Raw genomic sequence first — 21,158 nt, forward strand, 5'->3', positions numbered from 1 at the left:
CACCGACCGTCCGGAACGATCCGGCCCCGATGGGAGCCGGACCGCAAGGGCAGCGAATCTGCTGATCAGTCAGCTGAAGCGATGATCCCGGCGAAACGCTTCTGAGCGTCTTCCGGCGTCATCGACGGATTGGCGAAGAATTCGGAGAAAAGGTCTTCCTTCTGCTTCTGGCTGTCGGCCGAAAGCAGCTGGTCGGTGCCTTGGATCACGTTGCCCTTGGCCAGGATGTCGAGACCCTTCTTCATGCAATCGTTGGCGGCAGCGAGATCGACGTCGCCGCGAACCGGCAGCGAACCCTTCTTCAGGTTAAAGGCAACCTGGGTCTTGGGATCGAGCAGGGTCTTGGCAAGCACGGCCTGCGCCTTGGACTTTTCTTCGTCCTTCAGCAGCGGGAAGTAGAAGGCGTCGCCGCCAGTCGAGATGATCTCGTTCACGCCGAGGCCCGGCAGGCAGGTATAGTCGGTACCGGCCTTCTGACCGGCGAGCGCGAACTCACCCTGCGCCCAGTCGCCCATGATCTGGCCGCCGGCCTTGCCTGTGATGACAAGGTTGGTGGCCTGGTTCCAATCCTGGACGTTGCTGCCTTTGGCCATGCGCCGAGCGTCGTCGGCCGCCTTGAACACCTTGGCGATTTCGGGCCCGGCGGCAACTTCCGCGTCCTTGTCCTTGAAGACCTTGTTGAAGGTATCCTTGCCGGCAACCGCAACCATCAGCACGTCGAAGGCGCCTGTCGCCTGCCACGGCTGACCGCCGACGGCGAGCGGAATGATGCCGGCCTTTTCGAGTGCCGGAGCCGCAGCGACGAATTCATCCCAGTTCTTCGGAACCTCGACGCCGGCCTTCTTGAAGGCGGCGTTCGAAAGCCACAGCCACTGCCAGGAGTGGATGTTGACGGGAGCGCAGTAGATCTTGCCGTCGATGGTGCAGGAATCGAGCAGGCTCGACGGACGAATGATATCCTTCCAGTGCTCGGCGGTCGCCACATCGGTCAGGTCGCGCATCAGGCCGGCCTGGACGAGTTCCTCGGCCTGGCGGCCATGGTTGAACTGGGTGGCGCCCATCGGATCGCCGCCGGTGATGCGGCTGATCATGATCGGACGGGCAGTGCCGCCCGAACCGGCGATAGCACCGTCGACCCAGTGGTTGCCGGTGGCGTCGAATGCCTTTGCCAGCTCGGCGACGGCAGCGGATTCGCCGCCCGAAGTCCACCAGTGCGTGACTTCGAGATCGGTGGCGTTGGCGGCGCCGAACGGAAGCGCGACCGAAGCGGCAAGCACGGCCGCCATTATACGGATTTTCATGAGTTCTCCTCCCTCACTGAAACGTTGCCGGAAAAACTTAGATCAATCGATTTCTCCACGCAACTGCCCGCAGGCAAATTTTTCCGCGATAACGGGAAATGCTACTTCTGCCTGTTTCCATCGGAAGCGCCGCATCCCCTGAAGCGAAATGCAATCGGCCGTTCTCGCACATGCGTTTTCAATTTATCTATTTGAATAACCATAATAATTTTACACGATAAATTGAGCCGTGCGATTCAGCCTCTTCGCAATCGCAAAAAAACAAAGCACGAATTGCCGATTCAACCTATGCGTACAATGTTGCAACGCACACAACAAAAAGCACTCGACATTTCTACTGTATCGTTACAGATTGCATTCCTCAGGGAGGCGCGATTTTGGCAGGCGGCGGGCTTACGACGCTGGAAAAAGCCTCTATAAGCGACACCAATTCGCGCGAGGCAGGCCTAAAAGGATGGAAAACAAGGGAAATTTCGAGAACACGGCATCGACGCCGGCAGCGCGCGAGCGCCCGACGTTGAAGACGATCGCCTACATGACCGGCCTTGGCGTGACGACGGTGTCGCGGGCGCTGAAGGATGCGCCGGATATCGGAGCGGAAACCAAGGAGCGGGTGCGCATGGTCGCCCGCCAGCTCGGCTACCAGCCCAACAGAGCAGGTGTGCGCCTGCGCACCGGCAAGACCAACGTCATTGCCCTCGTTCTCAGCATCGACGAGGAGATCATGGGCTTCTCGAGCCAGATGGTCTTCGGCATCTCCGAGGTGCTATCCGGCACGCCCTATCATATCGTCATCACGCCGCATTCCCACAGCAAGGACCCGATGCTGCCGGTGCGCTATATCCTTGATACCGGCTCGGCGGACGGCGTCATCATCTCCCGCATCGAGCCGGATGATCCGCGCGTGCGGCTGCTGAGCGAGCGCGGCATGCCCTTCGCCACACATGGGCGCACCGACGCGGGTCTCACGCACCCGTTCCACGATTTCGACAACGAGGCCTTCGCGCATCAGGCGGTGGAAAAGCTCGTCAAGCGCGGCCGCCGCCGCATTGCCCTGCTGCAGCCGCCGAGCAAGCTCACCTACTACGCCCATATCCGCATCGGCTTCCAGACCGGCCTGCATGATTACGGCGCCGAGGAAGTGCCGCTGCGCGTCAACACCGACGCCCCGCTCGCCGACATCCGCGACATCGTCGAGGTGATGATGCGCTCGGCCAACGCCCCCGACGGTATCGTCTGTTCGGCCGGTAGCGCGGCAATCGCCGTCAATGCCGGCATCGAGGCCGCCGGCAAAGCGCTCGGCCGCGATCTCGACATGGTTTCCAAGCAATCGGTACCGATCCTGAACTGGATCCGCCCCGAGATCATCACCGCCCAGGAAGACGTGCGCCAAGCCGGCCGCGAAATGGCCAAAGCCGTCATCGCCCGCATCGACGGCGTCGAACCGGAACTGCTGCAGAGCGTCAGCCAGCCGACTTGGCCGGAGAGCGGCAGGTAGGCGGTCGGTTGAGGGAACGGACCGCCGGGCTCAAATCCGACGATCAGCTTTGGATCATCACAGGTCTTCGAGGACGAAATTCACCAGTCGCCCCGGGACCAGAACTTCCTTGACCACCATTCTGCCGTCGAGCAAGGCCATGACAGCGGGTTCCGATCGCGCCGCCGCCAGCAGCGCCTCGCCGAGGTCGGCGGCGGCTTCGAAGCGGTGGCGAACGTTGCCGTTGATCTGCACGACATATTCGCAGGTCTCAAGCTCGATCATCGCAGGGTCGAAGGTCGGCCAGGAAACCCATGTCAGTGTTACCCCGTGACCAAGCTTGCTCCATAACTCCTCCGCGATGTGAGGCGCAAAGGGTGCCAGCAACAGCACGAATGTCTCCACCACTTCGCGCGGACGCGCGGCTTCCACCGTCAGTGCGTTGGCCAGTTCCATCAGCCGGGAAACCGCGGTGTTGAACCGCATTGCTTCGATATCCGCCGTCACGGTCTTCACCGTCTGGTGGCGCAAGCACAGAAGCTGCGGGCTCGGGGCCGCCTCCCGCACCGCTGAGGAGAGTCCGTCGCTCTCGTCGCAAACAATACGCCAGGCGCGCTCTAGAAACCGGCGCACACCGATCACGCCAGCGGTCTGCCAGGGTTTTGCCGCATCCAGAGGTCCCATGAACATTTCGTACAACCGCAAGGCGTCGGCCCCGAACTGATCGACGACATCGTCGGGATTGACGACGTTCAACCGCGACTTCGACATCTTCTCGACGGCGCGTTGCACTTCGACCGGCCCAGCGAACCATCTGCCCTGCTCTTCGACGACGGAAGACGGCGAGTAATACCGGCCCGCCGCATCGCGGTAGGAATGAGCAAGGATCATGCCCTGGTTGAACAGACGCTGGAACGGCTCTTCCGTCGAAACGACCCCGATATCGTAAAGAACCTTGTGCCAGAAGCGGGCATAGAGCAGATGCAGGACCGCATGCTCGGCACCGCCGACGTAGAGATCAACCGGCATCCAATAGCGCTCGGCCTCACGCGCGACGGGCTCGCGGGCGTTGCCGGGATCAAGAAATCTGAGAAAATACCAGCAGGAGCCCGCCCATTGCGGCATCGTGTTAGTCTCCCGCCGTGCCGGAATGTCGGTGCCCGGCACGATCGTCTCGACCCAGGCATGCGCACGGGCAAGCGGCGGTTCGCCATCCGGCGTCGGGGCGTAGTCGTCCAGTTCAGGCGGCAGCAGCGGCAGGCATTCCTCGGGCAGCGGCATCACCGAGCCATCCGCCAGATGCAGCACCGGTATCGGCTCGCCCCAGTAGCGCTGGCGGGAAAACAGCCAATCGCTTAGGCAATAGGTGACCTTAGGCCAGCCTGCGCCACTCGCCTGCAGCCAAGCAATCATGGCTTTCCTGGCCTCTGGCGCGGCCAGACCATTCAGGAAGTCGGAATTAACCATCCTCCCCTCGCCCTCAAAGGCCGCCTTTTCGATGTCGTCCGCACTGTCGACCACGCGAATGATCGGCAGGCCGTGCGCGCAGGCAAAAGCGTGGTCCCGCGCATCATGGGCCGGCACCGCCATCAAGGCGCCGGCGCCGTAGCCCGCCAGGACGTAATCGGCCACCCAGATCGGTAGCCGGGCGCCGGTTGCGGGATTGACGGCATCGGCGCCGGTGAAGACGCCGGTCTTCTCGCGTCCAGCATCGGTACGCGTCGTTTCCTCCAATGCCTTGGCCTCGGCAATATAGGCGGCAACCGCCTCTCTTGCTTCGGGCGTGACGGTGGTGGCGACAGCGGGATGCTCCGGTGCGAGCACGATATAGCTTGCTCCGAATAGGGTTTCCGGGCGCGTCGTGAAGACGGTAATGCCCTCCGTGCCATGCTCGAGCGAAAAACGGATTTCGGCCCCTTCAGAACGCCCGATCCAGTTGCGCTGCATGGTTTTCAGGCTTTCGGGCCAATCGAGGCCATCCAGTCCCTCCAGCAGTCGGTCAGCATAAGCCGTAATGCGCAGCATCCACTGGCGCATTCTGCGGCGGATGACGGGATCGCCGGTCTCGACGTAACACCCGTCCTTGACCTCCTCGTCGGCGAGCACGGCGTTCTGTGCCGGGCACCAGTTGACCGCGACCTCGGCTTGATAGGCGAGGCCCTTCTCGAACAGCTTCAGGAATATCCACTGTGTCCAGCGCACGTAGGCAGGTTCGGTGGTGGCGAACTCGCGGCTCCAGTCATATGAGAAACCCAACCTTTGCACCTGTCCGCGAAACGTTTCGATATTGCGCTTCGTCGTGACATCGGGATGCACACCGGTCCGCATGGCGTGGCGCTCCGCCGGCAGGCCGAAACTGTCCCATCCCATCGGATGCAGGACGTTGAAGCCGCGCATGCGTTTGTAGCGGCACATTATATCCGTGGCAGTGTAGCCAAGGGGATGGCCAACATGCAGGCCCGCGCCCGAAGGATACGGAAACATGTCGAGCGCGTAGAATTTCGGCCTGGCCGGATCGATTTCCGCGCGAAAAATATGGTGATCGGCCCAATAGGCCTGCCACTTCGGTTCGATCTTTGTGGGATCATAAGGCATGCATCACTCCTGGCGCCGACCGGCTCTGCCGGCGGCGTGTCCTGAAAAATGGAGGCGTTCTTTGGTTCAGGAGCAGCTACGGCTGCCGGTGCTCCGGTGACGTCCGGCAGCCGCGGCTAAGTCGAAACGCGTGCGGAGTTGCGACGCAGAACGTCCGCGCGACGCTCCGGACGAAAAAAACGCGATATGGCTTTGATCTGGTGTCCATGGACGGTGACTCAAGGCAAATAAGGAGAAAGCAAACGACAGTGTTAACCCGGCTCCGATCAGGAGGCCGTGGTGGTAAGTCGTGCGTCGCGTGCGCGAACGTCTGCTGCTTGAGTTGCCATAGTCATGAACCAAGAGTGCCCGATATGATCGCTTCTGCCAAGAGTGCATTCGCGCGAAATCAGGATCTGTTCAAATCCCGCGGCGCGCTCTTTACCAGTTGATCGAGCACCGCCGCGACCTTCGGGTTGCGCACCTCGCCGCGCCGGCTAATCGCATGGATGCCGCGGTAGGCGGCTGGCGCCAGCGGCTTGACGGTGAGGCCTTCGCCAAAATCTCGAAGCGCCAGTCCGGGCATCACCGAAATCGAGCATCCGGCTTCGACGAGCGCGAACACCACTTCGAAACTGTCGCTGAAACCGTTGATGACGGGCTCGAAACCGATGTCGCGGCAGGCCTGGCGGATCGCCATGGAATAGGCGCTGGAGGCGACGTCGAGTGCCCAATGTTCATCCCTCAGCTGTGCGAGTTCGATGACGGGCTCGCTCTCCAGCCTGTGGCCGGCGGGCAGAAGCGCGAAGAGCTGGTCGCGGCAGAGGAACAGCGTGTCGACCGTGCCCTCGAGCGTGTGCGGATCGAAGGATATGTCGTCGGCAACGACGATGTCGGCCTGCCAGGCCCGGAGCGCGGCCACGCCTTCGGCAGGTCCCATCGTCGTCATGACGATGTTGAGATGCGGATGGTGGATCGCGAGCTCGCGCATCGCGGCCGGGATGAAGGAGGACGCCGCGGAGGGTTGGGCGGCGATCCTCAAGTCGCCGGCGACGATGTTCTGCAGCTCGGCAATATCGGTTTTGGCTTCCTCGACGACGGCGAATATCCGATCGGCATGCAGGACGAGCCTCTGGCCGGCCGGTGTCAGCATCACCCCTCGCCCGCGCCGCTCGACGAGCCGGATTCCAACTTCGTCCTCCAGTTGGGCGATCTGCTGAGAAACGTCCGATGAGGAAATACCCAGCGCGTCGGCGACCGCCGCCATCGTCTCGCGGCGCGAAAGCTCGCGAAGTGTGCGCAATCGGAAGAAATCCAAGCCTGTTTCCCCGGCCGATCAATTGGCCATAATTTCTAACCTATATACTTACTTTAATTAAGTGGACCTAAAGAAAGCTGCACCTTAGCCTTGGATTCGCAAGCGGGCATCGGTTCGAAAAAAGCCAAGATTGCCGGCCATCTCATGAGACGAACCAGGGGGATATCGACAGGATGCAGCAAAGCGGCGTGCCCTATTTCAGCCAATGGGAAACACCCGGCATGACGTTGCCGGTGCTTGCCGAGGGACAACAGGCCCTGCTCGGCGACCCGCTCTGGCATCAATCGGGGGCCCCAACGATCGAGGAATATGCGCGCTGGGCAGTCAATGTCTGCGGCATGGCCTGCCTGAAGATGATTCTTGCCGCACGCGGCGAGATCCATCCGACACTCGAGCTTGCCCGCGCCTGCACCGCCTATGGCGGATATGTCGTCAACGAAATCGACGCCACGATCAAGGGGCTGATCTACGCGCCCTTCGTCCGCTTCGCCGCCGACCGTTTCGCACTTAGCGCGGAGACGATGACCGGCGTCGAGACATCAGCCATTCCCGAGCTTCTGTCGAAGCGCCGGTTCTTCATCGCCTCGGTGAACTCGGGCATCCGCTGGCCGGAGCGCGAGCCGCCGTCGAAGGGCGGGCATCTGGTGCTGGTGACGGCGGCCTCGCAGGGGGCAATCCGATTCCACAACCCGTCCGGCCACGACGCGGCGAGCCAGGCCGATGTGACGCTGCCGCTTGCCGTCTTCGACCGCTTCTTCGCCAATCGCGGCATATCGGTCGACGCCTGACCTTTTCAACACCAGATCGTTTCGGAGGCTTTCATGACCCCTTCCCCACACAGGCTGCGCATTGCCGTGCTCTTCGGCGGACGCTCGGCCGAGCATGAGGTTTCCGTGCTCTCGGCAACCAATGTCATGGGCGCGCTCAAGCCCGAAAAATACGATGCCGTCCCCATCTTCATCACCCGCGCGGGACAATGGCTGCTGAGCTGTTTCGAGGACGGCGTATTGGCGACACCTTCATCGGGTGCGGAAATCTGCCTCGTGCCGGGCGGACGGGGCCGGATGCTGGCGATCCCGGCCCACGGCGCGCCGCATGAACTGGCAAGGATCGACATCCTGTTTCCCGTGCTGCACGGACCCCACGGCGAAGACGGCTCAGTGCAAGGCGTGGCGGAGGTGGCCCGCGTTCCGCTCGCCGGCTGCGGCATCCTCGGCTCCGCCGCAGCACTCGACAAGGACATCGCCAAGCGCCTGCTGAGGGCGGCGGGCCTGCCGGTAGCGCGTGCGGTAACGATCCGTGAGGGTGCTGCCCCTTCGCTGGCAGCCCTCGAAGGTGAACTCGGCCTGCCGCTCTTCATCAAGCCGGCGCGGCAGGGATCGTCGGTCGGTGTCGCCAAGGTCCATGCCAGCCAGGAATTCGCGCCCGCCCTTACTGAGGCCTTCCGCCATGATCGCACGCTGCTCGCCGAAGAATTCGTGCGCGGCCGTGAGATCGAATTCAGCGTCTTGGAAGATACGGCAGGAGAACTCTTCGTTTCCCGGCCGGGCGAGATCGTGCCGGCCGAAAGCCACGGCTTCTACAGTTACGATGCCAAATATATCGACGAGAAAGGTGCGGCGCTGAAAGTGCCGGCCGAACTGCCTGAGGAAGTCGAGGCTGCCATGCACGACGCGGCCGCAAGAGCCTTCCGGGCCGTCGGTTGCGACGGCATGGCCCGCATCGACTTCTTCCTGACTGATGACATGCAGTTCCTGGTCAATGAAATCAACACCATCCCCGGCTTCACCAATATCAGCATGTATTCCAAAGCGATGGCGGCAAGCGGCGTCGGATACGCCGAAATCATCGACAGGCTCGTCGACCACGGCCTGGCGCGCGCCCGCCGGGTCGCCTAGGCGGGAGCTCGAACATGAACAGGTCGGTCTTGATTTCGGGATGTTCCGGCGGCGGGAAATCGACGCTGCTTCAGGAGCTTGTTGTCCGCGGTCATGCCGTCGTCGAAGAGCCCGGCCGGCGTATCGTCAAGCAAGAACTTGAAGACGACGGCGCAGCCCTGCCCTGGGTCGACATGGTGGCCTTTGCGCGCCGCGCGATCGAGATGGCGATCGCCGACCATGCAGCGGCGTGTGAGCAGACCGGCTGGATGTTTTTCGATCGCGGGCTGGTCGATGCGGCGGCAGCGCTTCAGCACCTCACCGGAGAACCTATCCTGGAAAAATTGAGCGTAGCCCACCGCTATCACCAGACGGTTTTTCTGACCCCGCCATGGCCCGAAATCTACACGACCGATCCCGAGCGGCGCCATGGCTTCGACGAGGCTGTCGACGAATATGACCGGTTGGCCGCGATCTATCCGACGCTCGGCTACGACATCATCATACTGCCGAAAATCGCGGTCGCAGACCGGGCGGATTTCATCCTCGACTGCCTCTCTCGGGAAACGAGGCAGCAGTAGACGCGATCATCAGGGTCGTGCCTCTCGGCCGCCCTCTCCGAGGGCTCAGCGCCTGCGAAAGACGCACCACTGGAACGACTGCCGGCCACCAGCGGGTGTCGTGTGCTCCTCGCGCCAGTCGCGCTGAAGCACGAAGGTGGACGAGAATTCACTCGCAAGCGCTACCGCGTCGTAGCGCTGGACCGGCAGGCCGCTGCACCGTTCCGGCCCGTCCGGCGCGAAGGTGGCGATGATCACGGCGCTGCCCGGCGCAGTGCCGGTTTCGAGCGCATGCCGATAGGCCAGCCGCTGCTCGGGCTCGGTGAGGAAGTGAAAGACGGCGCGGTCGTGCCACACATCGTAATGCCGGTCGGGTTGCCATGAAGTGACGTCAGAAACCACCCAGGCGATCCGGCCGGCTTCATCCCGCAGCCGCGCCTTGGCGACCTCGAGCGCCGGCGCGGCGATGTCGAGGACGGTGAGGTCGGACCACCCGCGCTCAATAAGACGGTCGACAAGGTTCGATGCGCCGCCGCCCACATCGATCAGCGAGGCCGTGACCGGCAGTTGCAGCTCGTCAAGCGCTCGCAAGGAAGGCCCGGGCGTCGGCTGATACCAGCTGACGCTGTCGGCAGCTTTCGTGCGGTAGACCTCGTCCCAGTGTTCCCGCTTCGCGCCTGTCATCCGATATCCCCATCTCTTGCGGAGCCCGACATCCTAACAGATCAACATGTAGGGACTGAGACGTCCGCAACCAATGCAGTTCCCAAGACCACTTCCGCATTTCAGGAAGGGAGGTGCCGGTAAACGAGATCGGCGGGATCGGTTCGGGGTGCTGCGGGATCGAGACGCGCTCCCAGCCGTTCCGCAACCGCAACGGATGCGGCATTGCCGGGAGCGATATAGCTGACAAGCGATGGCAGCTTGAGTGTCGCAAAGGCCCAGTCGCGCAGCGCCAAGGCCGCTTCGGTAGCATAGCCCTTGCGCTCATATTCCGCATAGACGAACCAGCCGAGCTCCTTCTCTGGAAAGAGCGGCCCGTGATTGATCCCTACCTGACCGACGCATTCGCCAGTTTCGCTGAGCTCCATCGTCAGCGCTCCGTGGCCGAAAAGCTGCCAGAGAGCGACGTCGTGACAGAACATCCCCCACGCCGCGCGCAGATCGAACGGGCCGCCCATTCCGAGCGATCGCGGCGACGCCATCAACTGCGCATAGGCGGCGAAATCGTCGATATCTGGCATGCGGAGCCTGAGACGCTCGGTTCGGATGGTCATCGCGCCCGTTTCGGACATGTCGCCGCCTTCTCTGTCAGCTTGGTTTTGAAGTTTCGGCCGTTGAACGGAATATCCTAGCTTTCAAATGCCGGGGCGAATTGCAACGTCCCGCTTGGCCGGGATCCGCGAAAAACAATCCGCTGCACGAGCCGCGTATCGAGGTCGAGATACTTCAGTTGCCCGTCGCTGCTGAAACCGACACGGCTATAGATGTCGGGATTGCCGATCAACGCGCATCCGCTGGCACCCATCTCGTTCAGCAGTTCGAGACCTCTTGCAATCATCGCCTTACCGATGCCTTGCCGTTGTCTCTCCGGCTTGACCGATATCGGCCCCAGCCCGAACCAGCCATCATGCGCGCCGTCGATCGTCACCGGGGAAAACGCGACATGCCCCAGGATCTCGCCGTGCTGCTCTGCGACCAGCGATATTGTCAGATCACCGTTTTCACGAAGTCTTCGAACAATCTCCGCTTCCGTCCCGTCGCTGTAAGACATCGGCTTGAAGGCGGTCGAGGTCAGATCATGGATCGCGTCGAAATCCTCCGGCGTTTCGTCTCGGATAAGCATCACGGTCAATTCCTCGGGCGCGTTGTCGCGTATAAATAACGTCTTATCCTATTGAAACGAAGTGTCGTAGACCCACGCGAATCTCGCGGGAATCGGTTGCCCCTCTTCCGCAGAGGATTTTCCGAGGCTATAGACGGAGAGGCGTGGGCACCGTCCTGCTGATCGAAACATCGAAGCGTGAAATCTCTGCCGGCACCGTCCGAAGGGTGTGAGCGTCTTCGCAACCAGAGGTTCTGCGATGAATAATATCGCCGATCACGGTGTTCGTTTCGGACGAATTGCCGCCATGCTGCCAGTCAAGGACATGACCAAAGCCTACGATTTTTATGCCAATGTCCTCGGCTTCCAGAAAATATTCGAGAACGGAAATCCTGTCGGCTTCATGATCCTGAAGCGTGATCGCGGGGAGCTGCATCTCACCTTGCAGCCGAGCCACAAGGCTGCGGACTTCAATGTTGCGCACCTGATGGTGGACGATGTCGATGCCCTGCACACGGTTTGCCGGCAATACGGGTTAAGAATCATCAAAAGCCTTCAGGACAAGGACTACGGATTGCGGGCATTCGTGTTTGAAGATCCCGACGGGAACCGCATCGACGTCGGTCAACCAATCTAGCCCGATCGCCGCAATTGGATGCCTTGCAGACTATCCGATCGGGCCTGCGCAGGGAGCGCCACCCCAGCGGATCGTAGATGGAGAATTTGAGGGCACAATGACGAAAAAGCCCGGCGCGACGGCCGGGCTTTTCCTCGATCTCTTCTCAGCAACCTCAGAAGGTCGACGCACCGCTGCCCCAGGGGCCGTGGTGGAAATCCTTGCCGTCCAGGCGGTCGAAACCGTGGGCGCCGAAGAAGTCGCGCTGCGCCTGGATGAGGTTTGCCGTTCCCCTGGCCTGGCGATAGGCGTCGAAATAGGTCAGCGCCGAGGTCAGCGCCGGAACCGGCAGGCCGGCGGCAATCGCGGCACCGACGACGCGGCGTAGCGCCGGGATCGATTCCTTGACCATGTCGGAGAAGGCAGGCGTGACGATCAGGTTGGCAGCATCAGGCGCCTTGGTGAAAGCCGAGGTGATCTCGTCGAGGAACTGCGAGCGGATGATGCAGCCGGCGCGCCAGATCCTGGCAATCGTCGGCATCGGCAGCGACCAGTTAAACTCGCGCGATGCTTCCGCCATCACCGCGAAGCCCTGCGCATAGGCGCCGATCTTGGCGGCAAACAGCGCCAGTTCCAGATCCTTGTTGAGTTCGGGGCCGTAAGCGATCGGGAAGGACACAGCCTGGGTGCCGAAGATCTTTTCGGCGGCTTCGCGCTGCGACTTCATCGAAGAGAGGCTGCGGGCGGCGACGGCGGCTTCGATCGCCGTTGCCGGAATGCCCATATTCTGCGCCTCGATCGCCGACCACTTGCCGGTGCCTTTCTGGCCTGCTTTGTCGAGGATCATGTCGACCATCGGCCCGCCGGAGACCGGATCAGTGGCCGCAAGCACCTTCTCGGAGATTTCGATCAGGTAGGAGTTCAGCCGGCCCTTGTTCCATTCGCCGAAGATGCCGGAGATTTCGGAGGCGCTCTTGCCGAGGCCGTCGCGCAGGATGCCGTAGATTTCGGCGATCATCTGCATGTCGGCATATTCGATGCCGTTATGGATGGTCTTGACGAAATGGCCGGCGCCGTCATTGCCGAGCCAGGCGACGCAGGGCTCGTCATTGTAGCGGGCGGCAATCGATGTCAGCACCTTCTCGACGCGCTTCCAGGACTCTTCGGTGCCGCCGACCATGATTGACGGGCCATGGCGCGCACCTTCTTCGCCGCCGGAAACACCCATGCCGATGAAGGTCAGATCGGTATTCTTCAGCCGGTCGAAGCGGGCGACGGTGTCGCGGAAATTGGCGTTGCCGGCATCGATCATGATGTCGCCCTTGGAGAGATGCGGGCGCAGCAGCTCCATCTGCTGGTCGACGGCCTCGCCCGCCTTGATCATGATGATGATCGGACGCGGCGGCCGGATCGCATCGACGAACTCTTCGATCGTCTTGCAGGGAATAATCTGCTTCTTCAGATCGCCGGCGCTTTCGTAGAATTCGTCGGTTTTCTCCGGCGTGCGGTTGAACACCGCGATTTTATTGCCTTTTTCCGCGATATTGAGCGCCAGGTTGGAGCCCATGACCGCAAGGCCGATCAGTCCGATTTCTGCCTTTTCCACGACAAACCTCCGATGTGTCATTTGGACCGGTGTTGTGGCACTGTCTCAATCAAACGGCAAGTCTCGCAAGGGTCTAATCGGTTCGCAAAAGCCAATGAAATGAAGCTTGCAATATCGCCGCTTGTCCGACAACCCGCCGGCTGGCGCCCACTCCGGAAGCCCTAGGTTTTTTCGTGCGCCCCGCCCGCAACGCCCTATCTCATGTAATCATCAGTGCCTCGGGAGATATCGCATTGGCATCGGGAAGACGAACAGATACGGCTCTCCTGGCGGCCCGCGCCGGCTGCTACCGCGAGTCTATGCCGCCGCCGGCGCTGCGACGCCATTTCAGCCGCCTCTGGTCGCATGCGCTTCATGACGGACCGCCGGCAATGGTGGCGATCGTGCCTGACGGTTATTGCGATCTCCTCTGGATCGACGGCCGGCTGGTTGTCGCCGGTCCCGACAGGACAGCGTCCTTTCCCGTCATCCGGCCGGGCGCGACAGTCATCGGCGCACGTTTTGCGGCCGGCGCCGCAGCCCCCTGGCTGAAGACGCCGCTCTCGGCACTGGTCGGCTGCTCGGTGCCCCTCGCTGACATCGGCCGGAAGGACACCGCCGAATTCGAAGCGCGGCTTGCGGATTGTCCCGACCCCTCGGCCGCCAGGGCGCTGTTTAGCCGCCTGCTCGAAGAGACCGCGCGCGATGAGGAGGAGCCCGCCCGCGATGCCGCCATGATCTTCGCCGCCGCCGACAGCTCTCGCCCGGCGTCCAGCCTGCTCGAGCACCTCGGCATGAGTGAGAGGCAGCTGCGCCGCCGCTGCCACCACCATTTCGGCTACGGCGCAAAGACGCTGGAACGGATTCGCCGGTTCCAGCGTTTCCTCGACCTCTGCCACAGGTCGGGCGCGATGCCGCTTGCCCGCCTTGCGCTCGAAGCGGGCTTTGCCGACCAGCCCCACATGACACGCGAGGTCGGCGAGCTCTCGACGCTGACACCTGCCGTCATTCTCGACCAGCTCAGTATACGGCAAAGAGCCGATTGACCGTTTTGTTCAAGACGCTGCTGGCCGGTCTGTTATTCTGACGAAACCAAATGCCAGGGACCTGCAAGCCATGTCGACAATGCCCGCGAAAATCATCCACCTGTCGATAGAGCGCGACTGGCGCGACGTCTATGACTTCGCCGGCAAGCCGGAGAACATGCCGCTCTGGGCCTCCGGCCTTGCGACCGGCTTAGAGCCTCACGGCGCCGACTGGATCGCCCACGGCACTCTCGGCAGCGTCAAGGTGAGCTTCGTTCCTGCCAATGAATTCGGCGTGATCGACCATACGGTGACCATCGAATCCGGCCTGAGGGTTTATAATGCCCTGCGCATCGTGCCGAACGGCGATGGTTGCGAGGTCATGTTCACGCTGCTGCGTCTGCCCGGCATGACCGACACACAGTTTTCCGCCGATGCCGCCCATGTCGAGAAGGATCTCGCCATGCTGAAAGCCCTGATGGAGAGATAGATGGCCGAGAAGACAGAAAACCACGACCGCCGCATCGACTATGTCGAATTCAACGTCGCCGACATCGCCGCCGCCAAAGCCTTCTACGGCTCGGCCTTCGGCTGGCGCTTCACCGATTACGGTCCCAATTATTGCGAATTCGACGATGGCCGGCTGAAGGGCGGCTTTACCGATTTCGGACCCGTGCGGCCGGGCGGCGGCCCGCTTGTCGTCGTCTATGCCAGCGATCTGGAAGAAGTGCTGACCTCAGTCGAAAGAGCCGGTGGCACGATCTGCCGGCCGATCACCGATTTTCCCGGCGGCCGTCGCTTCCACTTCCTCGACCGCGATGGTTACGAGCTCGCCGTCTGGGCGGCGGCTTAGCCAGACTACCCAAGGCGGCCGAGTTGGTCAGGCTGCCTAAGGCTGCCGACCGGGATCAGGCAGCCTGCGACAGGCGATCGAGATCTTCCATGACGAGCAGGGCGCCAATCACCGTACCGCCCGCATCGCGCAGCGGCGACATGCGACAGCGCACCTGCCGCGATTCGCCGCTGCCGGCCGAGCGCTCATAGGAATAGTCGATCTGTTCGCCGGCAAAACAGGCATCGAGCTTATGCTTGGCGCATTCGGCAAACCGCTCCTCGCCGATGAATTCGGAAAGGTGGCGGCCGATGAGCTCCATCGGCTTCCTGTTGAGATGGGCGCTGTTGGCTGGATTGGAATAGAGGTAGCGATAGTCCCTTGTCAGCACCGCCACGCGGTCCGGCAGGCTTTCAAGGATTACCGCGTTGAGGAACTGGCCATTGTCGGTATCAGGCACATAGGCCGGCGGCGGCTCGATGCGCACATCCTGCGGCGAAGGCACGCGCCAGTCCGGCCCATGCGCCCCGAAATAGCGGTCGAGCAGGTAGGAAAGCACCGACGTGTGCTCCGTGACGCTGGCGCTGTCGTCGGCATCCTGGTTGATCAGATGGCTCACAAACTGCAGTTGCATGTAAACTTCGAGCAGATTGACTGCCCGGTAGGCGAGGATTGCCTCGACCAGCGGCTCGACATGGCGGTCGAGCGCCGTGACGCGCTGGTCGTCGCCCAGGCGTATGGCTTCCTCGATTTGCACGCAACGCAAGGAAAAAGCTCGAAAAAGCTCCAGCAAGACGCCTCCACTCCCATTTTCCCAAGAGACGAGTCCGAAACCTCATATGGCTGCATTTCCCAAAAATGCGCCTTCCGGTAGACATTATTCGCGTCTTGGTGGTGACGGGTAACATGAAGTGCCCTCAGTTTCAATCCGAGAGCACCTGCCGCTTTTCACCGCTGATAAATGAGGGTGGACGTTTTTGGAGCATGATGCCGAAAGTGTGAGCGGTTTTCACGCGACATCGTGCTCTAATTATTTAATCATCCTGCTCTAAGGCGCGAGCGTCTGCTTGATCTGCCAGCGGTCGTGATACCAGAGCCACTGTTCCGGATATTCCCGCACCCAGCTTTCCACCTTGTCGTTGAGCAACTGGGCGGCGGCCGGCAGGTCGAGATTGCCATTGGCGTCGCGCGGCATGTCTAGCCGCGGCTCGATTTCCAGCCGGTAGCGATTTCCCGGCAGCCGGATGCAGCGCGCCGGATAGACTTCGCAGTTGAACTGGCGCACCAGCTTCGGCAGCAGCGGATTGGTCTTCACGTCGCGGCCAAAGAAGGTGCCCTTCAGCCCCTTGCGGAATTTCTGGTCGACCAGCACGCCCACGCCCTGACCTGCTTCCAGCTGACGGGCGAGCGCGAAGGAGGAGCCGGCATGAGAGGGGACCAGCTTGCCCATGCGCGCGCTCCTGAAGTCGAACACTTTCTTGGCGACATAAGGATTATTCGGCGGCCGAAAGAGCACGGTTACCGTGAGCCCGAAGGCGGCGCCCGCCACCGGCAGCAGCTCGAAATTGGCGGTATGGCCGGTAAAGACGATGAAGGGGCGCGGATTGTCGCGCAGGTCGAGGAAGATCGGGACGCCCGACACCTCCACCCTGCCCGGCTCCGACTTTCCGGGATCATAGTCGAACAGTTGGTCGAGGAAGACGTATTCCGCAGCAAGCCGGCCCATATTGCCCCAACTGGCGAGCGCGATCTCCTCGATCTCGGCCTCGCTCTTCTCAGGAAAGGCGTTGCGCAGATTGGTCAGCATCAGTCTGTGGCGGCTGGTCAGCCGGCCGAGGCGGCGCATCATCCTGTCGGCGAAGCGGATCGCGCCATCGGCCGGAAACAGCTTCAGGAAATTCAGAAAGCCGAACATCATCTGCGCCACCAGCCATTGCTGGAAATTCCTGAGCGCCAGAACGATCCGGGTGATGAACAGCTTCACGCGGTCAATCCATCTTCAGGATGATCTTGCCGAAGATCTGGCGCGATTCCATCCGCTCCAGTGCCCGATCGATATCGCCGAAGCTGACCTCGGTATCGATGACCGGATGGACGAGTCCGCGGCCCATCTTCTGCATCGCATCCGCCATGTTCTCCATACGGCAGCCGAACGAGCCGAAGAGCTTCAGCTGCTGCTGGAACAGCATCATCAGGTTCATCTCTGTGGAAACACCCGAGGTCGAGCCGCAGGTGACGAGCCGCCCGCCCCGCTTCATGCAGAGCATCGAGCCTGCCCAAGTGTCCTTGCCGACATGTTCGAAGACGACGTCAACGCCCTTCTTCTTGGTGAGTTTGCGCACCACGCCCTCGAAACGGTCGGTGCGGTAGTTGATGACGTGATCGGCGCCGAGCGCCTTGGCCTTCTCGATCTTGTCGTCCGAGCCGACCGTGGTGATGACGGTGCAGCCGATCTTCTTGGCAAGCTGGATTGCCGCCGTGCCGATGCCGGAGCCGCCGGCATGGACGAGGATCGTCTCGCCCGGCTCAAGCTTGGCATTGTCGAACAGCATGTGCTCGACCGTGCCGAAAGTGACCGGAGCAAGCGCCGCGCCGATCGCGTCGACGCCGGGAGGAGCCGGCACCAGCAGGCGCGCCGGCAGGTTGACCTTCTCCTGCGCAAAGCCGTCGAGATGGAAGCCGTGCACGCCCGAGACATGTTCGCAGAGATTGTCGCGGCCTTCGCGGCAGGGGCGGCAGAGGCCGCAGGTGCGCGCGCCGTAGATGGAGACGAGCTGGCCCGGCAGCACGTTGGAGACGCCCGGCCCGATCGATTCCACCACGCCGGAGGCTTCCGCACCGATGACCAGCGGCATCTTGCGCTTGGCAAATGCCATGCCGCGCCAGCCCCAGACGTCGATATGGTTGAGCGCCACCGCCTTGACGCGCAGCGTCACCTCGCCAGCGGCTGGAGCATCCGGTTCCGGCAGATCGGTGATCTCAAGCTTGCGGTCGTCGATCAGTTGCAAAGCGCGCATGGCAAAATCCCTCGCCTGAAGGCGTCATCTCGTCTCGAAAATTTGTCGGGAACCGCTTAAGCCGGTTCGAGCGCCATGACAAGGCTGGCATTCTGCCCGCCGAAGCCGAAGGAGTTGGAAAGCACGGCTGAAACCTGTGCTTCCCGCTTCTTGTTCGGCACGACATCGAGAACGATCGACGGATCGGGGTTGTTGTAGTTGATGGTCGGCGGCAGCGTTCCGGTCAGCATCGTCTGCAGCGAGAACACCGCCTCGACAGCGCCCGCCGCCGTCAGCGTATGGCCGATCATCGACTTGTTCGACGAAACCGGAATGCCGACGAGCCGCTCGCCGAACACAGCCGACATCGCGCCATACTCCATCTTGTCGTTCTCCGGCGTCGAGGTGCCGTGCGCATTGATGTAGCCGATGCCGCTCTCGTTCATGCCGGCGTCGGCAAGGGCTGCACGGATCGTCGCGATTGCCGGGCCGCCATCCGGCGACGACCGGGTGCGGTGGAAGCTGTCGGCCTTGTCGCCGGCGCCCCTCATGATGCCGAGCACCTTGGCGCCGCGGGCGACTGCTGATTCCAGCGATTCCAGCACCAGGGTCGCCGCGCCCTCGGCGATGACGAAGCCGTCACGATCCTTGCTGAATGGCTTGGAAGCCTTGGTCGGCGGATCGTTCTGCGTCGAAAGGGCTGACAGCAACGAGAAGCGGATCAGCGCTTCGGCACTCAGCGATCCGTCGGTCGCGACCGTCAGCGCCCGATCCGTGCGGCCCTGGCGGATTGCCTCGATGCCGAGCTGGATCGCCGTGACGCCGGAGGCACAGGCGGTCGACAGCGTCACGGGAAGGCCGCGGGTGCCGAACCGGTCGGCAAGGCGCTCGGAAATCGCGCCGAACAGGGCCGCCTCATGGAAGGCCGGGTCCGGACGCTGGCGCAGCGCCGTCAGGAAACGCTCATAGGCATCACCCGGATGGTCGGAGGCCGGCGAACGGTCGGCAAGCTCGAAGCGCGCGCTCCATTCCGGCTCGATCGGCGGGGCGGCGAGGAATAGCGGACCGTTGAAATCACCGGAAAGGCCGGCATCGGCCAGCGCCTCGATCGTCGTCTCGCGCGCAAAGGCATAGGAGCGCTCGACGGCGTTCGGCACCGGAATACCGATGAAATCGACGGTGCCGGCGATCCGCGTCGACAGGCCCTCAGTCGGGAAGCGGTTGATCTCGTGGATGCCCGACGTGCCTGACGAAAGCGCTGCCCAGTTGTCGCTGAGGCCCTGGCCGAGCGAGGTGATGATGCCCATGCCGGTAACAGCCACGATCGGACGGCCGAGGTGATCTCTATAAGCGGAAGCTGTCATATCTCTCACTCCTCACGCATCTGCGGAAAGAACGGCAATGCCCTCGCCGCGCTGGTGTCCGACCGTGGTCACGACGGCGGCGGTGGCGCCTGCCCGCATCGGCGCCTCATGGGCGGCATCGAAGGGCGGAACCTTGGCCTTGCCGTCGACGGCAAGGGCGGCGAGCGCAAGACCCAGCGTGAACTGCGTCTCGATCGTATGGCCGGTGACGCCGCCGAAGCCGCGGATCGCAACGTCCGGCAATTGATGTTCGAGCACCGCCCGCTCACGGGCGGCCAAATCATGCATGCCGGTTGATCCGGAAAAGATCGCCGTGCTTTCGGCGGCAAGCCCGGCGGCTGGTGCCAAAAGCCGCTCCAGCCGGACTTCGAGATTGCCGGAATTGCGGTTGCCGCGATCGCCCTCGACCGCGTCGATGACCGCATAGATATGGGCGCCGCGGGCTTCGGCGTGTTTGCGCGATTCGAGCACCAGGAAGGCGCCTGCCGAACCGGTGATCATGCCGCCGCCGTCGCTCGGCTTGCGCGACCAGAGCGGCACCCAGTCGCCGCGCGCATGGGCGCCGATCGCTTCGGTGAGCAGGATCATATCCGGCCGTTCAGCCGCGAAGGCGCCTCCAACAAGCGCATGCGAGGATTCGCCTGATTTGATGCGGTAGAAGGCGGTCTCGACGGCGGATATGCCGGCCGCTTCCTCGCCCATGAAGGTGCGCGACGAGCCGGTGACCTTGTGCACGATCGAGATATTCCCGGCGAGCAGATTGGAAAGCTGGGCGAGGAACAGCGTCGGCCTGAGCTCCGTCGTCAGCTTCTCGTTGAGCAGCAGCTCGCGGTCATTGCGCTTCAGCGCTTCGTCGACGATTAGTGTGTCGACATTGATGTCGCGCTCGCCGCCGCCGGCCGCCACGATCATGTCCATCGTGCCGCAGGCTTCGATATCATCCTTGAAACCGGCATCATCGAGCGCAAGGCCGGCGGCGAAGACGCCGATGCGCTGCCAGTTCTCCATCTGGCGCTGATCACCGCGCTTGGCGATCTGCTGCGACCAGTCGATCTCCGGCAGCGGGTGCACCGGATAGGGCTTGAACTTCTCGGTCTCGACGATCGCCTTCGGCGTGCTGGTGGCCGAAAGCAGCGCGATATGCGCATCCTTGCCGACGCCCTGACAGGTGACGATGCCGATGCCCGAGATGACGACGTCGTTTGCAGCCTTGCTCATCCAATCACTCCCTGCGCCGCGATCGCTTCGAGAAGCCCGATCTCGCCGGCACGTTTCTTCACGATATCGCCGAGCGGCACCTCGGAAAACGGCATGGTGCGGAGTTTCAGCTGCGCATCGCAGACCTTCTTGCCGCCGCTGGTGATTTTAGCCTTGGTGACCGCGAAACCCGAACCGTCATGCTCGAGCACTGCCTCGATGTCGAGCACGGCTTCCGGTTCGACGAAAGTGCGCATCTTGGCGCCGTCGACTGTCATCAGGAAGGGCATGGCGGCGAAATTGGTGACGGCAAGCACCAGCATGCCGGAGGCCTGCGCCATGGTCTCGATCAGGAGCACGCCGGGAACGAGCGGCATGCCGGGAAAATGACCCTCGAAGACAGGGCTCTTCGCCGGCACGACGGATCGCGCCCTAAGCGTGCCCTTCTTCAGGTCCACCGCTTCGACGCGGTCGATCATCTGGAAATATTCCAGCAGCATTCGGATCCTCCGGCCCGACAGGCCAGATCCGCCCGCCGGTGACGCCTACTTAGGAACAAAATCGCCCGGCCGCCATATTCAGGGCGGCAGGGCGTTCAAAAAAGACTGTTA

At 62.4% G+C, this 21,158-nt stretch carries 21 protein-coding genes; 8 read left to right on the plus strand and 13 right to left on the minus strand.

Going from position 1 to position 21,158, the window contains the following annotated elements; genetic code table 11:
- Positions 1–65: 65 nt before the first annotated feature.
- A complete protein-coding gene (locus ACD590_RS11660) occupies positions 66–1,301 on the minus strand; it encodes an ABC transporter substrate-binding protein (protein WP_018242365.1) in 1,236 nt (411 codons plus the stop codon).
- Positions 1,302–1,755: 454 nt separating this feature from the next.
- Here ACD590_RS11660 and ACD590_RS11665 point away from each other — a divergent pair, with 454 nt between their 5' ends.
- Positions 1,756–2,799 (plus strand): LacI family transcriptional regulator, encoded by a 1,044-nt coding sequence (locus ACD590_RS11665; RefSeq protein ID WP_018242366.1) that lies wholly within the window; start codon positions 1,756–1,758, stop codon positions 2,797–2,799.
- A gap of 57 nt (positions 2,800–2,856) precedes the next feature.
- Here ACD590_RS11665 and leuS read toward each other — a convergent pair whose 3' ends face one another.
- Together leuS and ACD590_RS11675 are read right to left on the minus strand one after the other, a co-directional pair.
- Positions 2,857–5,373 carry a leucine--tRNA ligase gene (gene leuS, locus ACD590_RS11670; protein ID WP_439002597.1) on the minus strand — a complete coding sequence of 839 codons (2,517 nt, stop codon included), beginning with the start codon at positions 5,371–5,373 and terminating at the stop codon, positions 2,857–2,859.
- Positions 5,374–5,761: 388 nt separating this feature from the next.
- The gene (locus ACD590_RS11675) at positions 5,762–6,670 is read right to left on the minus strand and encodes a LysR substrate-binding domain-containing protein (RefSeq protein ID WP_439002598.1); all 909 of its coding nucleotides are present in this window, start codon (positions 6,668–6,670) and stop codon (positions 5,762–5,764) included.
- A 173-nt stretch (positions 6,671–6,843) separates the two neighbouring features.
- Between ACD590_RS11675 and ACD590_RS11680 the strand changes: the two genes are divergently transcribed.
- The 3 genes from ACD590_RS11680 to ACD590_RS11690 are packed head-to-tail and all read left to right on the plus strand — an operon-like array spanning position 6,844 to position 9,128.
- Positions 6,844–7,458: a C39 family peptidase gene (locus ACD590_RS11680; RefSeq protein WP_113542015.1), complete on the plus strand. Its 615-nt coding sequence runs from the start codon at positions 6,844–6,846 to the stop codon at positions 7,456–7,458.
- 33 nt (positions 7,459–7,491) lie between these two features.
- On the plus strand, positions 7,492–8,568 hold the full coding sequence (locus tag ACD590_RS11685) for a D-alanine--D-alanine ligase family protein (RefSeq protein ID WP_439002599.1): 1,077 nt from the start codon (positions 7,492–7,494) through the stop codon (positions 8,566–8,568).
- Between the two features lie 14 nt (positions 8,569–8,582).
- Positions 8,583–9,128, plus strand: a complete 546-nt coding sequence (locus tag ACD590_RS11690) for an AAA family ATPase (RefSeq protein ID WP_113542013.1) — start codon at positions 8,583–8,585, stop codon at positions 9,126–9,128.
- Positions 9,129–9,173: 45 nt separating this feature from the next.
- Here the strand turns inward: ACD590_RS11690 and ACD590_RS11695 are convergent, their stop codons facing one another.
- From ACD590_RS11695 to ACD590_RS11705, 3 genes are all read right to left on the minus strand, one after another.
- Positions 9,174–9,791: a class I SAM-dependent methyltransferase gene (locus tag ACD590_RS11695; RefSeq protein WP_439002600.1), complete on the minus strand. Its 618-nt coding sequence runs from the start codon at positions 9,789–9,791 to the stop codon at positions 9,174–9,176.
- A gap of 101 nt (positions 9,792–9,892) precedes the next feature.
- Positions 9,893–10,402, minus strand: coding sequence for a GNAT family N-acetyltransferase (locus tag ACD590_RS11700; RefSeq protein WP_018242372.1), 510 nt, complete (start codon positions 10,400–10,402; stop codon positions 9,893–9,895).
- A 56-nt stretch (positions 10,403–10,458) separates the two neighbouring features.
- Entirely contained in the window at positions 10,459–10,953 is a 495-nt protein-coding gene (locus tag ACD590_RS11705) for a GNAT family N-acetyltransferase (RefSeq protein WP_018242373.1), read from the minus strand.
- A 238-nt stretch (positions 10,954–11,191) separates the two neighbouring features.
- Here ACD590_RS11705 and ACD590_RS11710 point away from each other — a divergent pair, with 238 nt between their 5' ends.
- Positions 11,192–11,569, plus strand: coding sequence for a VOC family protein (locus ACD590_RS11710; RefSeq protein ID WP_130729069.1), 378 nt, complete (start codon positions 11,192–11,194; stop codon positions 11,567–11,569).
- A 154-nt stretch (positions 11,570–11,723) separates the two neighbouring features.
- On the opposite strand, the gene gndA is transcribed toward ACD590_RS11710, so the two are convergent.
- On the minus strand, positions 11,724–13,175 hold the full coding sequence (gene gndA / locus ACD590_RS11715; RefSeq protein ID WP_193446537.1) for an NADP-dependent phosphogluconate dehydrogenase: 1,452 nt from the start codon (positions 13,173–13,175) through the stop codon (positions 11,724–11,726).
- A gap of 212 nt (positions 13,176–13,387) precedes the next feature.
- On the opposite strand from gndA, the gene ACD590_RS11720 reads away from it, so the two are divergent.
- The 3 genes from ACD590_RS11720 (at position 13,388) to ACD590_RS11730 (ending at position 15,011) form a co-directional block, all read left to right on the plus strand.
- Positions 13,388–14,179, plus strand: coding sequence for a helix-turn-helix domain-containing protein (locus ACD590_RS11720; RefSeq protein ID WP_439002601.1), 792 nt, complete (start codon positions 13,388–13,390; stop codon positions 14,177–14,179).
- A gap of 70 nt (positions 14,180–14,249) precedes the next feature.
- The gene (locus tag ACD590_RS11725; RefSeq protein WP_018242377.1) at positions 14,250–14,648 is read left to right on the plus strand and encodes a polyketide cyclase; all 399 of its coding nucleotides are present in this window, start codon (positions 14,250–14,252) and stop codon (positions 14,646–14,648) included.
- Positions 14,649–15,011, plus strand: a complete 363-nt coding sequence (locus tag ACD590_RS11730; RefSeq protein WP_018242378.1) for a VOC family protein — start codon at positions 14,649–14,651, stop codon at positions 15,009–15,011. It begins immediately after the preceding gene.
- A gap of 55 nt (positions 15,012–15,066) precedes the next feature.
- Here the strand turns inward: ACD590_RS11730 and ACD590_RS11735 are convergent, their stop codons facing one another.
- The 6 genes from ACD590_RS11735 to ACD590_RS11760 form a co-directional block, all read right to left on the minus strand.
- Positions 15,067–15,783 (minus strand): PAS domain-containing protein, encoded by a 717-nt coding sequence (locus tag ACD590_RS11735; protein ID WP_193446539.1) that lies wholly within the window; start codon positions 15,781–15,783, stop codon positions 15,067–15,069.
- Positions 15,784–16,038: 255 nt separating this feature from the next.
- Positions 16,039–16,974, minus strand: a complete 936-nt coding sequence (locus ACD590_RS11740) for a lipid A biosynthesis lauroyl acyltransferase (RefSeq protein ID WP_439002602.1) — start codon at positions 16,972–16,974, stop codon at positions 16,039–16,041.
- Positions 16,975–16,978: 4 nt separating this feature from the next.
- On the minus strand, positions 16,979–18,007 hold the full coding sequence (locus ACD590_RS11745; RefSeq protein ID WP_018447304.1) for a zinc-binding dehydrogenase: 1,029 nt from the start codon (positions 18,005–18,007) through the stop codon (positions 16,979–16,981).
- Between the two features lie 56 nt (positions 18,008–18,063).
- Positions 18,064–19,350: a beta-ketoacyl-ACP synthase gene (locus ACD590_RS11750; protein ID WP_210067552.1), complete on the minus strand. Its 1,287-nt coding sequence runs from the start codon at positions 19,348–19,350 to the stop codon at positions 18,064–18,066.
- A 12-nt stretch (positions 19,351–19,362) separates the two neighbouring features.
- Positions 19,363–20,568, minus strand: coding sequence for a beta-ketoacyl-ACP synthase (locus ACD590_RS11755; RefSeq protein WP_028733090.1), 1,206 nt, complete (start codon positions 20,566–20,568; stop codon positions 19,363–19,365).
- The gene (locus ACD590_RS11760) at positions 20,565–21,047 is read right to left on the minus strand and encodes a 3-hydroxyacyl-ACP dehydratase FabZ family protein (protein WP_115157410.1); all 483 of its coding nucleotides are present in this window, start codon (positions 21,045–21,047) and stop codon (positions 20,565–20,567) included. Before ACD590_RS11760 ends, ACD590_RS11755 begins: the two co-directional genes overlap by 4 nt.
- Between the last annotated feature and the right edge of the window lie 111 nt (positions 21,048–21,158).

Origin of the sequence: Rhizobium sp. 862_C5_N1_2 (assembly GCF_051811205.1) — a bacterium.
In the GTDB taxonomy this organism is placed as follows: domain Bacteria; phylum Pseudomonadota; class Alphaproteobacteria; order Rhizobiales; family Rhizobiaceae; genus Rhizobium; species Rhizobium leguminosarum.